The sequence below is a fragment of the Nonomuraea basaltis genome (assembly GCF_005893125.1).
Taxonomy (GTDB): Bacteria; Actinomycetota; Actinomycetes; order Streptosporangiales; family Streptosporangiaceae; genus Nonomuraea; species Nonomuraea basaltis.
Window position 1 is genome coordinate 75,149 of record NZ_VCJS01000016.1, and the last position, 19,937, is coordinate 95,085.

At 71.2% G+C, this 19,937-nt stretch carries 22 protein-coding genes; 9 read left to right on the forward strand and 13 right to left on the reverse strand.

Annotation, left to right across the window (positions count from 1 at the left end):
• Positions 1 to 14: 14 nt before the first annotated feature.
• From EJK15_RS10360 to EJK15_RS10370, 4 genes are all read right to left on the reverse strand, one after another.
• Entirely contained in the window at positions 15 to 2,432 is a 2,418-nt protein-coding gene (locus EJK15_RS10360) for a glycoside hydrolase family 95 protein (RefSeq protein WP_138710163.1), read from the reverse strand.
• Between the two features lie 49 nt (positions 2,433 to 2,481).
• The gene (locus EJK15_RS10365; RefSeq protein WP_138710164.1) at positions 2,482 to 4,377 is read right to left on the reverse strand and encodes a glycoside hydrolase family 97 protein; all 1,896 of its coding nucleotides are present in this window, start codon (positions 4,375 to 4,377) and stop codon (positions 2,482 to 2,484) included.
• Between the two features lie 130 nt (positions 4,378 to 4,507).
• Positions 4,508 to 4,654, reverse strand: a complete 147-nt coding sequence (locus EJK15_RS70395; protein WP_171074214.1) for a hypothetical protein — start codon at positions 4,652 to 4,654, stop codon at positions 4,508 to 4,510.
• 24 nt (positions 4,655 to 4,678) lie between these two features.
• A complete protein-coding gene (locus tag EJK15_RS10370; RefSeq protein WP_138710165.1) occupies positions 4,679 to 5,290 on the reverse strand; it encodes an NADPH-dependent FMN reductase in 612 nt (203 codons plus the stop codon).
• A gap of 447 nt (positions 5,291 to 5,737) precedes the next feature.
• Between EJK15_RS10370 and EJK15_RS76230 the strand changes: the two genes are divergently transcribed.
• The 3 genes from EJK15_RS76230 (at position 5,738) to EJK15_RS10385 (ending at position 7,330) form a co-directional block, all read left to right on the forward strand.
• The gene (locus EJK15_RS76230) at positions 5,738 to 5,863 is read left to right on the forward strand and encodes a hypothetical protein (RefSeq protein ID WP_276615376.1); all 126 of its coding nucleotides are present in this window, start codon (positions 5,738 to 5,740) and stop codon (positions 5,861 to 5,863) included.
• Positions 5,864 to 6,194: 331 nt separating this feature from the next.
• Entirely contained in the window at positions 6,195 to 6,518 is a 324-nt protein-coding gene (locus tag EJK15_RS10380) for an STAS domain-containing protein (protein ID WP_138710167.1), read from the forward strand.
• A gap of 122 nt (positions 6,519 to 6,640) precedes the next feature.
• A complete protein-coding gene (locus tag EJK15_RS10385; RefSeq protein ID WP_138710168.1) occupies positions 6,641 to 7,330 on the forward strand; it encodes an aspartate/glutamate racemase family protein in 690 nt (229 codons plus the stop codon).
• A 45-nt stretch (positions 7,331 to 7,375) separates the two neighbouring features.
• Here the strand turns inward: EJK15_RS10385 and EJK15_RS10390 are convergent, their stop codons facing one another.
• Positions 7,376 to 7,519 (reverse strand): ABC transporter ATP-binding protein, encoded by a 144-nt coding sequence (locus tag EJK15_RS10390; RefSeq protein ID WP_240776878.1) that lies wholly within the window; start codon positions 7,517 to 7,519, stop codon positions 7,376 to 7,378.
• Positions 7,520 to 7,675: 156 nt separating this feature from the next.
• On the opposite strand from EJK15_RS10390, the gene EJK15_RS10395 reads away from it, so the two are divergent.
• From EJK15_RS10395 to EJK15_RS74330, 4 genes are all read left to right on the forward strand, one after another.
• On the forward strand, positions 7,676 to 8,341 hold the full coding sequence (locus EJK15_RS10395; RefSeq protein ID WP_138710170.1) for a helix-turn-helix transcriptional regulator: 666 nt from the start codon (positions 7,676 to 7,678) through the stop codon (positions 8,339 to 8,341).
• The gene (locus EJK15_RS10400; RefSeq protein ID WP_138710171.1) at positions 8,338 to 9,345 is read left to right on the forward strand and encodes a threo-3-hydroxy-L-aspartate ammonia-lyase; all 1,008 of its coding nucleotides are present in this window, start codon (positions 8,338 to 8,340) and stop codon (positions 9,343 to 9,345) included. Before EJK15_RS10395 ends, EJK15_RS10400 begins: the two co-directional genes overlap by 4 nt.
• 33 nt (positions 9,346 to 9,378) lie before the next feature.
• Positions 9,379 to 9,849 (forward strand): nuclear transport factor 2 family protein, encoded by a 471-nt coding sequence (locus tag EJK15_RS10405; RefSeq protein ID WP_138710172.1) that lies wholly within the window; start codon positions 9,379 to 9,381, stop codon positions 9,847 to 9,849.
• 393 nt (positions 9,850 to 10,242) lie between these two features.
• Positions 10,243 to 11,232 (forward strand): hypothetical protein, encoded by a 990-nt coding sequence (locus EJK15_RS74330; protein WP_240776879.1) that lies wholly within the window; start codon positions 10,243 to 10,245, stop codon positions 11,230 to 11,232.
• 566 nt (positions 11,233 to 11,798) lie between these two features.
• On the opposite strand, the gene EJK15_RS10415 is transcribed toward EJK15_RS74330, so the two are convergent.
• The 8 genes from EJK15_RS10415 to EJK15_RS10445 form a co-directional block, all read right to left on the reverse strand.
• Entirely contained in the window at positions 11,799 to 12,182 is a 384-nt protein-coding gene (locus EJK15_RS10415) for a helix-turn-helix domain-containing protein (RefSeq protein ID WP_240776880.1), read from the reverse strand.
• Positions 12,179 to 12,685 (reverse strand): tyrosine-type recombinase/integrase, encoded by a 507-nt coding sequence (locus EJK15_RS10420; protein WP_240776882.1) that lies wholly within the window; start codon positions 12,683 to 12,685, stop codon positions 12,179 to 12,181. The genes EJK15_RS10415 and EJK15_RS10420 overlap by 4 nt, the downstream gene beginning before the upstream one ends.
• A complete protein-coding gene (locus EJK15_RS74335) occupies positions 12,598 to 12,981 on the reverse strand; it encodes a hypothetical protein (RefSeq protein WP_240776881.1) in 384 nt (127 codons plus the stop codon). Before EJK15_RS74335 ends, EJK15_RS10420 begins: the two co-directional genes overlap by 88 nt.
• Complete coding sequence (locus EJK15_RS10425; protein WP_138710173.1) at positions 12,981 to 14,369, reverse strand: UDP-N-acetylmuramoyl-tripeptide--D-alanyl-D-alanine ligase; 1,389 nt, start codon at positions 14,367 to 14,369, stop codon at positions 12,981 to 12,983. The genes EJK15_RS74335 and EJK15_RS10425 overlap by 1 nt, the downstream gene beginning before the upstream one ends.
• Positions 14,366 to 15,322 (reverse strand): D-alanine--D-alanine ligase family protein, encoded by a 957-nt coding sequence (locus EJK15_RS10430; RefSeq protein ID WP_138710174.1) that lies wholly within the window; start codon positions 15,320 to 15,322, stop codon positions 14,366 to 14,368. Before EJK15_RS10430 ends, EJK15_RS10425 begins: the two co-directional genes overlap by 4 nt.
• A gap of 363 nt (positions 15,323 to 15,685) precedes the next feature.
• Positions 15,686 to 16,486 carry a lytic polysaccharide monooxygenase auxiliary activity family 9 protein gene (locus EJK15_RS10435; RefSeq protein WP_206060763.1) on the reverse strand — a complete coding sequence of 267 codons (801 nt, stop codon included), beginning with the start codon at positions 16,484 to 16,486 and terminating at the stop codon, positions 15,686 to 15,688.
• Positions 16,487 to 16,762: 276 nt separating this feature from the next.
• Complete coding sequence (locus EJK15_RS10440) at positions 16,763 to 16,966, reverse strand: cold-shock protein (RefSeq protein WP_138710175.1); 204 nt, start codon at positions 16,964 to 16,966, stop codon at positions 16,763 to 16,765.
• Positions 16,967 to 17,279: 313 nt separating this feature from the next.
• Positions 17,280 to 17,837, reverse strand: a complete 558-nt coding sequence (locus EJK15_RS10445; protein WP_138710176.1) for a hypothetical protein — start codon at positions 17,835 to 17,837, stop codon at positions 17,280 to 17,282.
• Between the two features lie 182 nt (positions 17,838 to 18,019).
• Between EJK15_RS10445 and EJK15_RS10450 the strand changes: the two genes are divergently transcribed.
• Positions 18,020 to 19,261 carry a sensor histidine kinase gene (locus EJK15_RS10450; protein WP_138710177.1) on the forward strand — a complete coding sequence of 414 codons (1,242 nt, stop codon included), beginning with the start codon at positions 18,020 to 18,022 and terminating at the stop codon, positions 19,259 to 19,261.
• On the forward strand, positions 19,258 to 19,908 hold the full coding sequence (locus EJK15_RS10455; protein ID WP_138710178.1) for a response regulator: 651 nt from the start codon (positions 19,258 to 19,260) through the stop codon (positions 19,906 to 19,908). Before EJK15_RS10450 ends, EJK15_RS10455 begins: the two co-directional genes overlap by 4 nt.
• Positions 19,909 to 19,937: the final 29 nt, after the last annotated feature.

Here is a 19,937-nt window from a genome sequence, read left to right on the forward strand (position 1 = left end):
CGTCGTCAGGCGCTCTACCGATTGATCACCACGATCCGGTAGCCCCCGCCGGTGCGCGTCTGGAACGTCACGGTGTCGCCGTCCACGCTGTACGCCACCGGACGCCCGTGGTCCGTCGTGATCCGGAGGCTGCCGCGGAGCGCGTCGTTGCGGAGCTTGACCGCGCCGCCCTTGTCCGAGGTCAGCCGTACCTCGGACAGCCGCCCCGACGCCCAGGTCAGGCCCAGGGTATGGGCGCCGCGGGCGCGCAGGCCGGTTATCCGGCCGTCCGCCCACGCGGCGGGCAGCGCCGGCAGCAGGTCGATCGTTCCGAGGTGGCTCTGCAGCAACATCTCCGTCATGCCGGAGGTCGCGCCGAAGTTCCCGTCGATCTGGAACGGCGGGTGCGTGTCCCACAGGTTGGCCAGGGTGCTGGTCTGGAGCTGGTCGCGCAGCAGCTTGTGCGCGCGGTCGCCGTCGAGCAGCCGCGCCCAGAAGTTGATCTTCCAGGCCTTGCTCCAGCCGGTGCCCACGTCGGTGCGGGCGTTGAGCGAGACCTTGGCCGCCGCCGCGAGCTCCGGCGTCGTACGCGGCGAGATCTGCCGGCCCGGATGCACCGAGAACAGGTGGGAGACGTGCCGGTGCGTCTCCGCCGGGTCGTCGAGGTCCTCCTTCCACTCCTGGAGCTGTCCCCACTTGCCGACCCGCAGGCCCGGGTCCAGCTTGGCCAGCACCTTCGCGGCCGCGGCCGCCTGCTGCCCGTCGCCTGCCAGCCCTGCGGCCTCGCGCAGGTCGGTGAACAGGTGCCAGAGGATCTGCTGCGACATCGACGCCCCCGCCGTGGCCGGGCCGATCTCCGGGGAGCGGCTGGGGATGGCGACCAGCTTGCCGTCCCTGGGGTCGGTCTGCAGGAAGTCGAGCCAGAACTGCGCGGTCTCCTTCATGATCGGGTACGCGGTCCGCAGCAGGAAGCCCTTGTCCTGCGTGAAGCGGTAGTGGTCGTAGAGCTGCAGGGACAGCCAGGCTCCCGACTCGGGGAAGAAGTAGGCCGGGTGGTCCCAGGCGCCGGTCTGGCCGAAGATGTTCGAGGCGTGGTGGGCGACCCAGCCGCGCGCCCCGTACATCTGCTTGGCGGTGACACGGCCCGGTTCGCGTAGCCCGTCCACGTAGGCGTGCAGAGGGCGCGCCAGCTCGGCCAGGTTGGTCATCTCGGCGAGCCAGTAGTTCATCTGCAGATTGATGTTCACGTGGTAGTCGGACTGCCAGGGCGGGGCCTCGTGGACGTTCCACAAGCCCTGGAGGTTGGCGGGCAGCGACCCGGGGCGGGAGGAGGCGATGAGCAGGTAGCGCCCGTACTGGTAGAAGAGCTGCTCCAGCGCCCGGTCGGCGGCCGGGGCCGAACCGTATCGGGCCAGCAGGTCGTCGGTGGGGATGACGGGCAGGGCGCCGCCCAGGTCGAGCCGTACCCGGTCGAACAGGGCGGCGTGGTCGGCCCGGTGTGCGGCCAGCAGCCTGCCGAACCCCTGGGCCGCGGCGGCGTCGACCCGCGCCGTGAGCTTGGCGTGCGGGTCCTCGCCCTTGTACGTGGGGTAATCGGCGGCGTAGTCGGTGCCCGTGCCGAGGATGAGGACCACCGAGTCCGCGCCGGTCACGGTGACGGTGCCGTCCGGGTTGTCGGTCCTGGTCCCGCCCTGGTTGAGGACCTGGAGCTGGGCCTCGTACGCCATCCCGTTGCTGGTCAGCGCCCCTTTGACGGTGAGACGCCCGCCCTTCGAGGTGGCCGAGGCCGACCGGTTGGCCGGGACGGCGATCCGCGCGGTGAAGGCCACCCCGCCGGGCCGGTCGGCGGCGAGCCTGGACACGATCACGCCCGCGGGCGCGGAGGCGAAGTACTCGCGGCTGTGACGGACACCGCCGGCCGTGAACGACACGCCGGCCACCCCGCGCGCGAGGTCGAGCTCCCTGCGGTAATCGCCCACCTGCTCCGGAAGGTCGGGGAAGGCGAGGCGCAGGTCGCCGAAGCTCTGGTACGCCCCGAACCTGCGGTGGCGCGGCGTGTCCGACCGCAGGCCGAGGGCGGCCAGGACATCGTTCGGCGAGATGCCGCCCTCCTTCCAGATCCGTTCCCTGATGGCGTCCAGCGCGCCGGGCCGCGGAGCGTCCCAGTTGCCGAAGTTGTAGTCCGGGACTCCGGGGCCGCCGGTCCACAGGGTCTTGTCGTTGAGCTGGAGCCGCTCGGCCCGCACGCCGCCGAACACGGTGGCGCCCATGGCCCCGTTGCCGATCGGCAGCGACCGCGTCTCCCAGCCTTCGTTCGTGTCGGGGGCCGGCTCGTCGTACCAGAGCGTGTGCGGCTCCGCCGCGCGCCCGGTCTGCGCCTGCGCGGCCGGGACCACGGCCAGCGCCGCGCCGAGAAGCAGGACGATAGGCCCTGCCAGTATCCGTCTCTTCATCAGGGTGCCTCTATACATCGGAGGTGTGCTGGGAGTGTAGGTCGGAGGTCTATCGGTCGCAGGTGGTGATGCGGGGCTGCCAGCGGCAGGCGATCGCCGCGAACCCGCCCTCGCCGGGCACCGGCACCGACAGGCGGCCGCTGGGGCCGTCGATCACGTGGCTCTCGCGCACCAGGCCGGTCGGGCCGTCGCGGACGACCTCCACCAGCCACCGGCCGTGCAGCATGCTCAGCGGGACGTCGAGCGTCCGAGGGGCGCCCGAGACCCCGGCTCCCACGAACCACCGGTCGCCGCTGCGCCGCGCCAGCACCACGTGATCGGCCGGGCGGCCGGACAGCAGCCGCGTCTCGTCCCAGGCGGCCGGCACCTGCTCGAGGAACCGCTCGGCCTCGGGTCTGGCCTGGTAGGACTCGACGGTGCCCGCCAGGTTCTGCAGCCCTGACTCGTACGTCACCGCCAGGCCCAGCTCATGGGCGTCGGAAGTGGGCCGGGACGGGCGGTGGAAGGCCATCGGCGTGTAGTCCATCGAGCCGACGACGTTCCTGGTGAAGGGCAGAGTGGTCAGGTGGGCGGTGGTGAGCGTGCGCTTCTCGCCGCCGTGCACGCCCTCCATGGTCAGCACGTGCGGCCAGGTGCGGTGGATGCCCTTGGGGATGGTCGAACCGTGGAAGTTGACCATGAGCCGGTTCGCGGCGGTGGCCGGGAGGATCTCGTCGTACCAGCGCAGGCGCTCCTGCGCCTCGGAGTCCATGAAGTCGATCTTGACGCCGCGCACGCCCCAGCGGTTCAGGGTGGGCAGCCACAGGGCTCGCTCCTCCGGCGTGTCCAGGTCGCGGAAGTGGATCCAGACCAGGATCTCCACGCCCTTGCCGCGCCCGTACTCGACGAGCTGCGGGATCCAGCTGTTGGCCGGCCAGTCCGGGTCGGTGACGTCCCACTGGTCCGGCAGGAAGTACCACCCGGCGTCCACCGCCACGTACGGCCAGCCGCGCGCCGAGGCGTAGTCGACGTACCCCTTCTGGATCTCCAGGCTCTGGCCCGCCTCCCTGCCGCCCGCGAGCCAGGTCCACAGCACCTGGTCCGGCTCGATCCAGGAGGTGTCGCGGACCTTGGAGGCGGGGGCGAGGTCGTCCACCAGCGTGGACTCGGTGACCGTGGCCAGATCTCCGATGATCAGGACCCGCCACGGGGTCTCCAGCGCTCCGGCGACCTGGACCTGCTCGTCCCACAACCGGAGGCGGTACGTGGCGGCGCCCGCCTCGTGCGCCAGCCGGGGCCCGGAGTAGCGCCCGTCCAGGCCCGACTCGGTGATCAGGAGGTGGCCGCCGCCGGTCTCGAACAGGGCGGGCACCATGAAGTCGCCCGCCGGCGCGGTCACCGCCGTGTGCTGGACGAACGGGTTCTCGTAGTCGCGGCGGTGCACGGCCAGCCAGGCGGTCGCGTCCGGCTGGAGCGTGTACGCGGACGTCTCGCGCAGGACGGGGCCGTAGTCGGCGGGCAGCCGATAGCGGTAGGCGACACCGTCCCGCGCGACCCTGACGACGAGGTCGAGCCGGGCGCCCGCGGCGTTCTGGAAGGCGAAGGTCGCCTCGCGCATGAGCGCCGCTCGTTTGAGCCGCTTGCCGACCGTGGTGGTGTAGTGCTCGGTCACCAGGCGGTCGCGGCGGTGCAGGAAGCGCAGCCCTTGGGACAGGTCGGCCCGTTCGGTGACGATGCCGACGGGGCTGGGCTCCAGGACCCGGGCGCCGCCGCGGGTCGCGGCGAAGGTGAGAGTGCCCTCTTGGGCGTCGAGCGCGAGCTCCGCCGCCGGGCCGCCGGGTAAGCCGGAGACCTTCCAGCTTCCTCGCGCGGCCTGTTCGGCCTGTTCCGCGTGGGCGGGGGCGGGCAGGAGGCAGAGGGACAGGAGGAGGGCGGCGCACAGACGAATCGGTGTGGCGGTCGGCATGGGGGGCTCCTGCGGGACCACATACATCGGATGTGTTTCCGGATCGTAACCCGAGGATTTCCGTATGGCCAGCACGAGATCGGATCTGCTTCCGGCCCTTCAGCCGGGCCGCTTCGCCTTCGCGCCAGTGTCACACCGGGATGCCCACAGCCCCGGTGTTCCCCGTCATGGCCGCCGCCTGCCGACCCGGGCGGACGCTCTCTCCCGTCATGGCCGCCGCCCGCCGCCGATCTGGGCGGACCCGCTGTCCGGTACGGCCCAGCAGCCGGTATCGCATGGAATCGGCTCCCTTCTTGACAGGTCAGGCGAGGACGGCCGTCGAGGCGGCGTCGCGCAGCGGCTTGAGCGCCCGCGCCCAGGCGATGACCTCGTCGAGCAGCTCCATCAACGTCGGCTCCTGGTGCGGCCCCGGAGCGATCACGCCGGGCTCCGTCGGGTCGTTGATCTCGAAGTCGGTGAACGCCGACAGCGCGACCTGGGTGCGCACGTTGGCGACCTGCAGTTCGGTCATGGACAGCCGCAGGTGCTCCACGGCCCGGGTGCCACCGTGCACGCCGTGGCTCACGAATCCGGCCGCCTTGTTGTTCCACTCCGCGTACAGGAAGTCGATCGCGTTCTTCAGCGATGCGGGAACGGAGTGGTTGTACTCCGGGGTGACGAAGACGAACCCGTCGAACGAGCCGACGGTCCTGGCCCACCTGGCGGTGTGCTCGTTGCGGTAGTCGCCGAACAGCGCTGGAGCGGGCTCGTCGAGCACCGGCAGCCCGTAGTCGGCCAGGTCGACGAGCTCGAAGGCGGCCTGGCCCGACGCGACAGCCGGGTGCCGGGCGGCGACCTCGGCGACCCAGCGGGCGGCGACCTCGGTCCTGCGGCTGGGACGGGTGCTGCCGACGACGATGGCGATCCTGATCATGCGGTCTTCTCCTCTGCTGCGTGCGATGTGCGGCATGAGGAAAATTACAACGCTCATGGCAATATGTAAAACGCTCCCTGCAAAATGACGGGCAGATCGACGCCGACCCCGGGCACCCGCAGGGGGTCATTGACGTCTGGCAGGAGACCCGGCCGCTACGGGTCCGCCGACGACCTGCGACAGTGGGTGGAGCGGGGACTGCTGCACGTCAATGACCCGGCCGGGCCACCCTCGCCCGTCCCGTCACGCTCCGGCGTGACATCCCCTAACTCTCCGTGGTACAGCCAGCACAAAGGGGCAAAACGGTCGACGCATCGGTCAAAGGGGCGCATACTGATGTCAATGAGGCCTACACGAGCCGCGGCCCGGCGCCCCCTCCCCGGAAGCCCCTTCAACAAACCCGAGGTCGCCCCACCACCACTTGAGAACTTCCTCCTGCAGGACCGCGTGAGTCACGACAAATACGGACTCGGCCTGGTGATCGGGATCGAGGAAGGCGTCGCCGTTCTCGTGGACTTCGGTTCGGAGACGCACCGCATCACCGTGCCGTACGCCAAGCTGTTCAAGCTCTGAGCCCGCTCGCCCCGTACAGCGGGGTCGCGGGCTCCCGCAAGCCGTGCCAATGAGCGAGCCGCCTGGCGCTGGCCGGACTCAGCCGCGTCCAGCGCCGCCGCGCCGCGAGCACGGAGCTCCCCTCGCCAGCAGAGGCTCTCGGGAAGCCCAAGGGGTAGAGTGGCGGTACCGCGGACATTTCGTGCGTTGGCATTCGGGTCGGCGTCGCCCTCGGCGATCGATGACTTGGGATCCTTTCAGGGTCCTGAACAGGCCGGCCATCATGGCATCGACGCTGTCCCCGGGCCCGAATCGACCGGCAGGCGTCTTGCCCTTGCGCAGGGAGCGCCCCATGAGCATTCTCGACACCTCCTCGGTCGACGCCGGCGAGCCGTCCACCCCGACCGTCGTCGAGCTCACCGGCGAGATCGACATCTTCACCAGCCCCACGCTGCGCAGGCGGCTCCTGGCCGCGCTGCGCCAGAGCACCGACCTGCTCATCCTCGACCTGTCCCGCGTGACGTTCTGCGACTCCTCGGGGCTGGCCGTCCTGGTCGGCGTGCAGCGTCGCGCCAGGTCGATGGGTATCACTGTGGCCCTGACCGCTCCCCGTCCCTACATGTCCGAACTGCTGCGCAGCACCGGCCTGGACCGCCAATTCCCCATGACGGCGTGAGCCTGCGGCCCCGGATGCGGAACGCGCCACCGACCTGTCCAGCGTGCCGGACAGTTTCTGGCCTGTGAAATGAGCAATCGCCGCACCTAGCCTGTCGCCACGAGGCTAGGAAACGGAGTTCCATGCGCACTATCGGTCTCATCGGCGGGCTGAGCTGGGAGTCGACTGTCATCTACTACCAGGTCATTAACCAGCGGGTACGCGAGCGGCTTGGCGGCAGCCACTCCGCGAACAGCCTCATCTGGTCGGTCGACTACACGACGGTCGAGGACCTCATCTTCGCCGGCCGCTGGGGCGAGGTGAGCACGCTGCTGGCGGACGCCGGGCGGAAGCTGGAGAATCTCGGCGCCGAGGTCCTGCTCATCTGCAGCAACACCTTCAACCGTGTGGCCGAGGAGGTCACGCGGACGGCGAGCGTTCCCGTGCTGCACATCGCCGACGCCGTGGGCGCCGAGGTACGGGCCAGGGGGATGGCCAAGGTCGGGCTGCTGGGAACCCGCTTCACGATGGAGGAGCCCTTCTACCGGGACCGGCTGGCCGCCCACGGCTTCGAGGTGGTCGTCCCGGAGCGTGAGCAGCGCGAGCTGATCCACCGAGTGATCTTCGACGAGCTGGTGCGCGGGGTGCTGAGCGAGTCCTCCAAGGACGTCTACGCGCGGATCATCGACGATCTGACCCGCGAAGGCGTCGAGGGCGTCATCCTCGGCTGCACCGAGATCGAGCTCCTGATCAGCGAGAAGGACACCGGCATCCCGGTGTTCCCGAGCGCCCGCCTGCACGCCGAGGCGGCCGCCGAATTCGCCCTTACCTGAGTGGTGTGGACGGCTGACGGGGGTCCAGGGCCCCGTCCGCCGTCGTCACCCGGCCCCCGCGCGGGTGAGATCGGGTACGGCGGCGAGCAGCTCGCGGGTGTAGGCGTGGGCGGGCGCGTCCCACACCTGATGGACCGGGCCGGTCTCGACGATCCGCCCGTCGTGCAGCACGGCGACCCTGTCGGCCACGTGCCGGACGAGGGCCAGGTCGTGGCCGATGAACAGCTGGCCGAGGCCAGGTCGCGGTGACGCGCAGGTCGCGTGCCGGTCTGAGGTGCTTGGACTTTTCGTCTACAGTCTGTACTGTTTGTCCAGACCTTTGCAGCTTAGTACGGGGGACCGCTCGTGAAGCGTGATGAGCAGGATGCGATCATCGCCGCGCTGAGCCCGGTCATCGACGGGATCGTGGCGACCCTGGGCTCGTTCTGCGAGGTGGTGGTGCACGACTTCCGCCGCCCGGACAACTCCGTGGTCGCCATCGCCGGCTCGGTCACCGGCCGCAGTGTCGGCGGGTCGATGAGCGAGATCGGCATGGGCATCCTGGCCCGCGGCGACCAGGCGCGCGACGAGCTCAACTACGTCACCCGCACCCGGGACGGCAAGCTCGTCAAGTCCTCCACCATGGTCCTGCGCGACAGCACCGGCGCCGTGTTCGGGGCCCTGTGCGTCAACCTCGACATCACCGCCGTCACCCAGGCCCACGCGCTGATCGGCCAGCTCGCCGGGCTCGCCGCGCCCGCCGCCGTGGTGCCGGCCACGACCTTCGGCGACGACGTCGACGCGGTGGTGGATGCCATCGTGGACGCGTACCAGCTGGAGCAGCACAAGCCCTGGGCGGAGCTCAGCCGGGCGGAGCGTCTTGCGCTGTTCCGGAGCCTGGACGAGCGCGGCGTGTTCGCCGTGCGCCGGGCGGTTCCCCAGGTGGCGGCCCGGCTCGGCATCTCCCGTGCCTCCGCCTACAGCTACCTCTCCCAGGCCCGATCCGACACCTCCGAGGAGCAGCGAGCATGACGAACCCATTCCCGGTCACCCTGGACGACGTCCACGACGCCGCGGTCCGGCTCAAGGGCGTCGCCCACCGTACGCCCGTTCTGCGCTCGCGCACCCTGGACGCCCTGGTCGGCGCCCAGGTGTTCGTCAAGTGCGAGAACTTCCAGCGCATCGGCGCGTTCAAGTTCCGCGGCGCCTACAACGCCGCCTCCCGGCTCTCGCCCGAGCAGCTCGCCAGGGGCATCGCCGCCTACTCCTCCGGCAACCACGCCCAGGCCGTCGCCCTGGCCGCGCGCGAGCTGGGCAGCACCGCGGTGATCGTCATGCCCGAGGACACGCCCCGTTCCAAGGTGGAGGCCACCGCCGGGTACGGCGCCGAGATCCTCACCTACGACCGCTACACCGGCGACCGGGTGGCCATCGGGGAGGCGCTGGCCGCCGAGCGCGGGCTGGCGCTGATCCCCCCGTACGAGCATCCGCACGTCATCGCCGGGCAGGGCACCGCGGCGCTGGAGCTGCTCGAGGAGGTCGGGGAGCTGGACGCGCTGGTGGTGCCCGTCGGGGGCGGCGGCCTGATCGCGGGCAGCGCCACGGCGGCCAAGGGCCTGCGGCCCGGCATCCGCGTCATCGGTGTGGAGCCCGAGGCCGGAGACGACACCAAGCGCTCGCTGGCCGCGGGCGAGCGGGTGTCCATCCCCGTGCCGCGCACCATCGCCGACGGCCAGGCCGCGGACATCCCGGGCGAGCTGACGTTCTCCATCAACAAGCGGCTGGTGGACGAGATCGTCCTGGTCTCCGACGACGAGATCCGCGCGGCGATGCGGCTGGCGTTCGAACGGCTGAAGGTCGTCATCGAGCCCAGCGGCGCCACCCCGCTGGCCGCCCTGCTGGCCGGGCGCCTGGACCGCGTCCCGCCGCGGATCGGCGTGATCGTCTCCGGCGGCAACATCGACGTCGAGCGCTTCGCCGAGCTGTGCGCGCCACGCGATGGACAGGAATCGGCGGGCCGGCGGTCTGGAGAATGAGCAGTCGTCCGCGGTCATCTGGAGGACCACCAGATGACCAAGGAGCCGTACGTGATGGAGACCGAGGCGAAGATCCTCTCCCCGACTACGCGGATCAACCGCCGTACCGTCGCCGAGATCTATTCGGCGCTGGCCGCCGGCAACCTGCAGGCGTTCGCGGAGCGCCTGGCGCCGGATGTCAAGTGGACGGGTTATGGCGATCTCATGCCGACTTCTGAGATCGCTGCGGTGGCCGGCGCCGCGACCTACTACGGGCCGCGTGACGTCATCGAGAAGGCGCTGGGGCCCATCGCCGCGGAGTGGGCCGACTTCGAGCTCACCCCGTTCGAGCTCACGCCGGTCGACGACAAGGTCTTCGTCGTGGGCGAGCACCGCGGCGTGCATCGGGTGACCGGCAAGGCGGGCGTGGCGAGGTTCGTCCATGTCTGGCACCTGCGGGACGGGAAGGCACAGCGTCTCGAGACCGTCTCCGACACCCACACCCTGTGGAAGGCCACGCAGTAGCCCCGGGCCGCATGGACATCGACCCCCGCGAGCCGGGCGTTCAGCTCTTGACCGCTCCGTGAAGCTCGCGGTGCCAGAGGTCCTCGCAGATGCGTACGGGCTCGGCGCCGGCGACCGGTTCAGCCGCTCCAGCCAGGCCTGCGCCGGCACCGCCCGCCAGTCGTGGACGAACAGGCTGTACGCCTCGTCCCCCGCCCGCGGCCGCTCGGCAATGTCATGCATGTCGTAGTGCCGTAGACGATCCGCCTTGGAATTCGAGCACGGGAGCGCGATGTACGACCAAGCCATTCGCTCGCCCCGCAGACAATTGCCGATCATCCGCCACTGGATCAGATCCGACACCGGCGAATCGCCGTAGTAGGCCGGCAACACCCACAACCGGGCGACGGCCAGATGCTCACCGGCCCGCAACGGCGCGGTCGCCCGCGCGTGCGTCCACGCCCCGGCCACGATCGGATCGGCGGCCAATTCCTGCTCATCGGGCTCCTCCAGGCGCAGCCACGCGCAGAAGGCCACCGGCTCGCCGGTCTCGGCCCGCCGATACGTGCGAAACGCCTCCGGCCGACGCTCGGCCCAGAAAGCGGCGCACGCCGCCGACGCCTCGCCTTCCGCCGCCGCGGCCAGCCGCAGCAATATGGCGACGTCCCCGGCCCGCAGGACGTCCTCCTGAATTTCGCCCTCCTCGTGCCAGCCATGGGAATCGACCAGCGCACCGTTGTCGCGATGCAGATAGAAAAGCGCCGCCACCGCGCCCAGCACATCCGGATCGGCCGCCGTGCGCAGTTTCTCCGCCAGGTGCGCGTGAATGCGGTCGTGCATCGCGGCGTACCCCTGCGGATCCCGCCAGCGCAGATCGGCCTCCAGCACCTCACGCACCACGTCGTGCGGGAACAGCCCGAGACTGCTCGACTCGACGAACGGCAGCCGCCGCAGCCACCGGAACAGCGCCCCGGTGTCCTCCGGCAGGGCCGCCCGCAGCAGGTCCTCCGTCGTCATGTACGCGTGCGCGCAGATCTCCAGAGCATGACGATGCGCCCCCGAAGGGACCTCTCCGACGAGCTGGTCCAGCAGCGTGGCCACCACGTCCCGCTTCGGCGTCCACCGCCTGCTGGCCCCGCCGTCCTGCACCGCCACCGCCGCCCCCAGCAGCAACGCCAGGGGATGCCCGCCGGCGAAGGCCAGCAGCGGCTCGCGCAGCTCGTCGGCCACCCCGCAGCAGTCCATCAGCGCCTTCGCGTCACCGGGCGGCAGGTCGCGCAGCGGCATCACCTCCAGCGCCCCCGCCCATCCGGGGTCGGCCTGCCACTGCATGTCCGGCGGGAACCGTCCCGCGATCACCACCAGCGCGCCCACCGGCACCCGGGGCAGGAACCGCTCCCGTAGCCATCCCTCCAGGCCCTGGATCCGCTCGAAGGTGTCCACCAGGAGCACCGCCCGGTCATCGCGCAGCACCAGCTCGGCCTCGGCCTCGAACGCCGCCGGCGACGGCTCCAGCGTCCGCCCGTCCACCCTGGCCACCGAGCGCCCCGCCATCGCGGCCTTCTGCGCGAACCGGCGCAGCAACGCCGATTTCCCGATGCCCCCGGGACCGTGCACATACAGAACGCTGCACCGGTCGCCGTACAGCGCCGCACAGAAAACCGCCAGCTCCTCCTCTCTTCCCACGAACGCCGACTCGCGGGCGGCCTGTAAACGCCGCCCAAGCAGCTCGGACCTTTTGTCAATACCCGATGACATGTCCCTAACCCTAACGTCGGCGCATCTCCGGCCCGACAAAAATCAATGCGTAATTCAACACATTCACACATGGCATTAAACGCGCAATGACCAGGGCCGATGACATGCGAGCAGGGAATAGTCGGGCCGATGCACGAAACAATCCTCTAATGAAATCGGCATTCCGCGCGCCCACAACCAACCGTGCGCAGAAACCCGCCCGGCAAATGGCCTTATCGCCGTCTTGGGTCCGGCGTGCCGGGCAGGACACGCGCCCGCTTGGGGCGCGGCACGCCGGGCCGGTCCTCCGCGCCGGATGTCCGCCCGGCCGCCGCGCCCTGGTCGTCCGTGGCGGCGTCGCGGTGATCCCCTTCGCCGGCGACCGGTTCGATCAGGTCCTCGATCGTGCAGTCCAGGATGTCCAGCAGGGCCATCAGCACGCGCAGGTTCAGCCGTTCCGGCCGCTCGACGACCAGCCGGTAGACCTGGCTCTGCGACAGCTTGAAGCCCCGCTCGGCCAGCGGCGGCCGCAGGTCCGTGGTGGCGTACATGCCGCGCTCGGCCATGACCTTGCGCAGCCGCCAGCGGTAGTCCAGCTTCGCCGCGTGCTCCGTCACACCGGCTCTTCTCTGTGGACGGCGTCCGCGGCGCAGCGGTGCCCGACCTGCTCCTGCACGAACGCCGGATCGGCGCCGTCCTCGACCAGATGGGCCATGTACGCGTTGCGCATGCACAGCGGCGTCAACGCCCCGTCCAGGCCGAGCGCGTCCCGGTAGGTCGCGAACCGCTGCTCGATCTCCCTGGCCCGCAAGCGCCCGCCCCGCTCCGTCAGCCACAGCGCGGGCCGATGGCCGGCACGGTAGCGGGGCCGGACGTCGGCCAGGTACGCCTGGACCGCCTCCACCGCCCACGGCATCACGCTGAGGATCGTCCGCCGCCGTGGTGGCTGGCCACGGGTTCGCCCGCTGGCCCTCACGTACAGGGAGCCGAACCGGCCCAGCTCCGGAGCGTCGGCGTGGGAGTGGAAGTCGGTCACGTCCAGCCCGGACGCCTCCGAGCCGCGCAGCCCCCAGGCGTAGACGACCTTGAAGACGGTGACGTCCCGATAGCGGGCTCGCAGAAGATCCGCAGCGCGGACTGGTAGCCGCGCACGGTCGACTCGGCCCGGCGCAGCTCCACGGTCAGCTGGGCGATCCATAGATCGAAGTGCTCGCGAGACCACTGCCAGGGGTACGCGCCGCTGAACGCGGCGAACCGGCGCACGATCTGCTCGCGGAAGAGGAGCGTCGACTGCTGGAAACGCCCGGTGCCGCGCTGCTGCCGCGCCCACCCGTCGAGCATCGCCTCGAAGACGGCGTCCTCGGCGTGCGGCTGCGTGATCACGTCCCCGGGCGCCCCGCTCAGCGGCCCTGACATCACGGAACTCCGGCTCTCGCCAGCTCGCGCGCGCACGCGGCGAGGCCGATCTCGCTGGAGGCCTTGACGAGCACCACGTCACCCGGTTCGAGGAGCTCGGTGGCCAGGGCGACGGCCGCGGCGGCGTCCGCGACCCGGTGGACGGCGACGCCCAGGTTGGCGGACTCGGCCTCCTGCGCCATCGCGACGGGGTCGCCCGTACCGACCGCGATCAGCACGTCGATCCCGAGCTCGGCCACGAGCCGCCCCACCTGGGCGTGCCGGGCTCGGGAGGCGTCCGCCTGCTGCCCCATCGCACCGAGCACGGCCACGCTGCGGCGGGCGCCGGCCAGCGCCTTCAACGCGCGCAGCCCGGCCCGCATGGACTCGGGGTTGGCGTTGTAAGCGTCGTTGACGATCGTGACGCCGTCGGGCCGTTCGAGGATCTCCAGCCGCCCCGCCGAGCGCCGGGTGGCCTCCTTGAGCCCCTGGGCGATCTGCTCGGCGGACAGACCGAGCGTCGTGGCGACGGCCGCGGCGGCCAGGGCGTTGCTCACCTGGTGCTCGCCGATGAGGTTCAGCTCGACCTGGGCGCGGCCGGTGGGAGTGATCAGCTCGAACGAGGGTCGTGCCCGGTCGTCCATCCGCACGTCGCCGGAGCGTACCTGCGCTCCGGCCGACCGGCCGTACAAGGTGATCCTGGCCCGGGTGCGGGCGGCCATGCCCACGACGTACGGGTCGTCGGCGTTGAGCAGCGCGACCCCGTCGGCGGGCAGCGCCTCCACCAGTTCCCCCTTGGCAGCGGCCACGTCCTCCAGCCCGCCTCCCATGCGGGACACGTGGGCGGCGCCGACGTTGAGGACCAGGCCCACCGTCGGCGGCGCGATCCGGGTGAGATAGGTCAGGTCGCCCCGGCGCCCGGCGCCCATCTCCAGCACCAGGTAGCGGGTCGCGGCGTCGGCACGCAGCACGGTGAGCGGCAGCCCCAGCTCGTTGTTGAACGACCTGTCGGTGGCGACCGTCGGCGCGTGCCGTTCGAGCACCTGGGCCAGCAGGTCCTTGGTCGTGGTCTTGCCCACCGAGCCGGTCAGGGCGATCACGGTGGGGTCGAGGCGTTCGAGCGCCTGCCGGGCCAGCACGCCGAGCGCGTGCTGGACGTCACCGACCACGAGGGCGGGCACGCCGACGGGACGGGACGCCAGTACGGCGACGGCGCCGTCCGCGACGGCCTTGGCCGCGTAGTCGTGACCGTCCACGCGTGCGCCGGTCGTGGCGGCGAACAGGCCGCCGGGCACGACCTCGCGGGAGTCGACCGCCGAAGGGGCCGTGACCAGCGCGTCCGGGTCGCCGACGTCGTGCAGGCCGGCTCCCAGGAGCCGCGCGATCTCGCTCAGCGTCATGGGGATCATGAGCGACTCCTAGTCAGCGCCAGGTCGATGAGGCGGCGCAGCAGGTCGGGGTAGGCGACGCCGCTCGCCGCCCAGGCCTTGGCATAGACGGAACAGGAGGTGAAGCCGGGCATGGTGTTGATCTCCAGCAGGTACAGGCGGCCGGTGTCCTCCTCGTAGAGGAAGTCGACGCGGGACAGGCCATAGCCGCCGATCGCGCGGAAGGCGCGCAGCGACAGCTCCCGCACCTCCTCGGCCACCGGCTCGGGCAGCGCGGCCGGGATGGTGGCGATGTCGGCCGGGCTGAGGTACTTGGTCTCGTAGTCGAGCCAGTCGCCGCCGACGATGAGCTCGCCTGGCACCGAGGCCCCCGGGGTGTCGTAGCCGCCGAGCACGCCGCAGATCAGCTCCCGCGCCCGCACGCCCTGCTCGACGACCACCACCCGGTCGTAGGTGAACGCCAGCTCGACGCCCGCGCGCAGCTCCTCCATGGAGGTGACGCGGGAGATGCCGATGGAGGAGCCCAGGTTGGCCGGTTTGACGTACATCGGCCAGTCGAGCGCCTTCACCACGCTCCGGTGGTCGGTCGTGGCGCGCCATTCGTGCTCGGTGAACCACACGTGCGGGGTGACCGGAAGGTCCTCAGCCAGGAACGCGCGCCGCATCGCCACCTTGTCCATGGCCACGGCCGAGGCCAGCACCCCGCAGCCCACGTACGGGAGGCCGAGCGTCTCCAGGTGCCCCTGCAGCACGCCGTCCTCGCCGTACGGCCCGTGCAGCACGGGGAAGACCACGTCGGCCATGTCGCGGCGCAGCTCCGTCGGCCACCCGCCATGGCGGTCGATGATGATGGGGAAGGGCTCGTACAGGCTCCTCGGCAGGGCGTCGAGCACCGCCTGCGCCGACTGCAGCGACACCTGGTGCTCGGCGGACGGCCCGCCCGCGAGCACGGCCACGCGCAGGCGCTCGGTCACGATGGATCAGCCTTTCCTTCATGTCATGGGAGAGGTCGCCGCGGGGTCCCGCCAGCCTGCCGAGCATCGGCTCTCCGGCTGACCAGTTCCCAGGCCATTTGCTGTCCAGTTCCTGGTCACGCCCCGCCGCGCTGGACGCCGGGACGCAGTGGACGCTCGCGCGCATGCGATTTGGCGGACACTCGCCCCTTGGGCGTCGCCGCCCGCCGGATGGCGGCCATAAGAGGACCAGCGGCCGGCGGCCACGGGCGGATCAGGCGGTCAGATTTCGGCGATCCGGTGCTCACCGCCACCGATGCCGACGCCCACGGCGCGTACGTGCGGGCGTTGCCGGATTTCAGCCTGAGCGGAGCGGGCGGGACCTCACCGGTGCCGCGGCCGCCCCGGCCCATGACGGCGGCGGCTCGACCGGAGGCCCACGATGATCGCCGCTCCGGCGCCGACGGCCAGGAGCGCGCCCACGCCTACCGGCCAGGGAAGGCCGCCGTGCTGGACGGTGGATTGGAGCGCGGGGGCGGGCCGGGGCCGCGCGCCGCCGCTCTTGCGGAAGATCACGTCCGAGCAGGAGTAATAGGTGTCGGGCGTGTCGGAGTTCTGCCAGATCGTGTAGATCAGGTGGCGGCCGGTCCGGCCGGCGGGCAGGCGGCCCTTGATGACGTACGAGCCGTCGGTCAGCTTCGGGTCGGTGGACTTGAGGAACGGCTTGCGCTCCAGGTCGGACCACTTCAGCGGCTTGGCCGGGTCGTAGCCGGCACGAGTGACGTACAGCCGGAAGGTGCCCCGGTGCGGGATCGTGCCGCGGTATTTGAAGGTGAAGCGGGCCCCGGGCTTCACGGTGGTGGCGGGCCAGTCGGCGCGGGCGAGGTCGAGGCCCTTGAAGGCGGGGACGCCGCCGCTGCACAGCTTGCCGTCCGGGATCACCTCGCGGTCCCGGCCTGCGACGTTCGATACCCTGAGGTTGTCCCAATCGCCCGGCAGGGCCGTACCGCGCACCGCCGCGGCCGCGCGGCAGGCCGCCGACCCGGATGTCTTCGGGCTCTCGGCGCCGCAGGCGGCCGCCCGGCTGAGGGGGCTCTCCAGCGCGCCGTGCGCATCCGCCGGGCCCGTGATCAGGGCCATCGACAACAGCAACCCGACGCCCGCGCTCGTGATCCGGTGCCGCACGTGGCCGACCTCCCCACCTCGTCCCACCGTGAGGTACGGCCTCCCGCCCGGACCGGTTCAGATTGGATGCCGCCATCTCCGCACATCACGAATTCCCGGCGAAATGCCGCCCTGCATCATCGGCGGCCGACGGTCTCGGCCAGCCGCGCGATGCGCTGCCGCGTGTCCGGGCCGATCTCGGGGGCGGGCATCACGACCCCGGCGCCACCTTGCCTGATGACACCGAACAAGCGGGCCCGGCCCTCGTGGAGGACCGGGCCCGCTTGTTCACTGCCGTCAGACGGGAACGATGTTCTCCGCCTGCGGGCCCTTCTGGCCCTGGGTGATGTCGAAGCTCACCTTCTGGCCCTCCCGCAGCTCACGGTAGCCCTGGGCGGCGATGTTGGAGTAGTGGGCGAAGACGTCGGCGCCGCCGCCGTCCTGCTCGATGAAACCGAAGCCCTTTTCGGCGTTGAACCACTTGACGGTGCCAGTCGCCATGGCGATCTCCTCATAGGCGCAAAGCCGGAATCCACACCTCGCGAATCCCGTGTCGCCGCATTGACCCACCCGGAAATGACCGGCTAAACAAGAAATGCGCCCGACGCTACATACCGTCAGGCGCACACTAATTCATGGGTACCAAACTGCAACGGCATCACGCTACCACAGGCCGGGTCAGAGGTTGGCTATTCGCAGGGCATGTCCTCGCGATGTTTCTCCGGGGGTCGCCTGCTTTCGTTCGCACCCCCGGACCACCGCCGTCGGCGCCGAGCTCGGCGGCCTGGTCGGCGCGTTTCTTCGCTTCATGAGCTCAGCGCAGGGCGGGATTCGGCTCACGGCGGAAACGGTGGAGCGCGATCCCCGTCAGCAGGACGACGAGGCCGTGCCCGAGGCCGCCGGTGTAGCTGCCGTGCGGGTGAACCGGCACGTGCCACACCAGGGCGAGTCCGATCCCGATGGCCAGCGGCTGCGACAGGACCAGCGCCGCCCCTGCCCACCTGGGCAGCACGCCGGCGCGGAAGGTGGCGATCCCGAACAGCAGCAGCCCGAGAGAGAACAGGCCCGGCCCGACGGGGAACGAGATGGCCACCGTGGCCTCACTGCCCAGCAGGACGCCGATGTTCCCGACGGCGGAGGTCAGCATGCCCACGAGGGAGACGATCAGGCCGGTGCGGGCCAGGCGGCCGCTCCGGTGGCGCTGGGCCTGGTGGACGCCGGCCAGCACCACCCCGTACAGGGTCCACGGGATCAGGACGAGCGCGTCCCGGTACGCCTGCGGCGGTGGAGTGACGAACGATTCGACGGCCAGCGCGGCCCAGCCGAGGAAGCTGACGACCGCCATGGTGACGTACGGTGACGCGGTTTTCATGCCGTCCACCGTCGGGGTCGCGCCGGTCGGGCGTCATGAGGCGCCGGTCATCTCGAGGCCGGGACATATGGTCCCGGGACCCGGATCAAGGCGTGCCTTGATCCCGGGGTCCGCCCAGAGGGGGACACAGGGTGCTGCGCTGGGCTGATGACCGCCCGGACATGGTGTCCTAGGCTCCGCTCATGGCCGACTCTCCCCCTTCCTCCTCGTGGACCGCCGCACCTGGCGGCGGCACCGGGCGACGTACGGTGAGGCTGGGGCCGATCGACTGGCTCGTCGCCGCCGTGATCGGCCTGTTCGCGCTGATGGAGGAGCTGAGAGGCTCCGCCGGCCTGCCCGAGCGGCCCGTCGTGGCGCTGTGGCTGGGCGGGGCGGCGCTGACGGCGATCCTGGTGCTGGTCCGGCGGCGGGCGCCGTTCGCGGTGGTGTGCTTGTTCACCGCCGCCAACATGGCGGTGTTCCTGCTGGCCCGGCAGCCGCCGGGGGCCTGGCAGTGGTACACCCAGTTGCTGCTGCTGTTCACGTTGCTCAGCTTGGTCCCGCTGGGGAGCTGGCGTGGGGTCGCCGGCCTGTTGATGACGGGTTTCTTCCTGACGGGCCTGTTCGTGGGCACCACCACGAGCGGGGTGGAGGAGTACGCGGTCTCGGCCGTGATGGCGATGATCGCCGGTGGCGCGGGCGTCGCCGTGCGGCGGCACGGGCTGCGGGCAGACCTGGCCGACGCGCGCAGCGAGCTGATGGCCGCGCGCAGCGAGCTGCTCGCCAGGGAGGCGGTGGCCAGGGAACGCGCCCGCATCGCCCGTGAGCTGCACGACATCATCGCGCACAGCGTCAGCGTCATGGTGCTGCAGGCCGGCGGCGTACGGATGATGCTGCCCAAGGACCGCCGCCAGGAGCAAGAGGCGCTGGTCTCGATCGAGGAGACGGGGCGCGGGGCGGTGGAGGAGCTGCACCGCATGCTGGGCCTGCTGCGGGCGGCGCCGGAGAGCGACGAGACGGCGCCGCGGCCGACGCTGGACCGGCTGTCCGAGCTGGTGGCGCACCTGCGCTCCACCGGGCTGGACGTCGCGCTCCGGGTGGAGGGCGAGCCGGTGCCGCTGGCCGCGGGCCTGGACCTGTCCGCCTACCGCATCGTGCAGGAGGCGCTGACGAACATCCTCAAGCACGCCGGCCCCACCGAAGCCCTGATCAAGGTCACCTACGGGACCGGTGAGCTAAGCCTGGAGATCACCGACGAAGGGCCCAAGGATGGGCGCGCCGGGCCTGCGGTCCCATCGGGAGGCAACGGCCTGATGGGGATCAGGGAACGGGTGACGCTGTTCCACGGCGATCTCGACGCCGGGCCGCGCGAGGGCGGCGGATACCGCGTGCGCGCCGTGCTGCCGCTGCCGGCGAGCACCTCGGAGGCGGTGGGCGGCCGATGATCGTCCGCCTCGTCATCGCCGACGACCAGGAGATGATCAGAGCGGGCCTGCGCATGGTGCTCGGCACGCAGGGCGACCTGGAGGTGGTCGGCGAGGCCCGCGACGGCCGGGAGGCGGTGGAGCTCGTCCGGCGGCTGCGCCCGGACGTGGCGCTGCTCGACATCGCGATGCCCGCCGTGACCGGGCTGACCGCGGCGCGGCAGATCATGACCCTGCCCGGCCCCCCGCGCGTCATCATGCTGACCACCTACGACAGCGACGACCACCTCGCCGCCGCCCTAGGCGCCGGGGTCAGCGGATTCCTGCTCAAGTCGTCGCCGCCGGAGCAGCTCTTCGCGGCCATCCACGCCGCCGTACGCGGCCAGGCGCTGCTCGACCCCGCCGTGACCCCCCGCGTCATCGCCGGGTACGCCGGGCGCGCCGCCCCCTCCAGCCTCGACGCGCTCACGCCGCGCGAGGTGGACATCCTGCGCCTGGTCGCCCGCGGCCTGTCCAACGCCGAGATCGCCGCCGCCCTGTTCATCACCCAGGCCACGGTCGGCACGCACATCAACCACCTCATGACCAAGCTGGCCCTGCGCACCCGCGCCCAGCTCGTCGCCCACGCCTACGAGTCCGGCCTGCTCCGCCCCGGAAAGCAGGAGTGACCGTCAGCGTTCGAGCAGCAGCGCCAGCA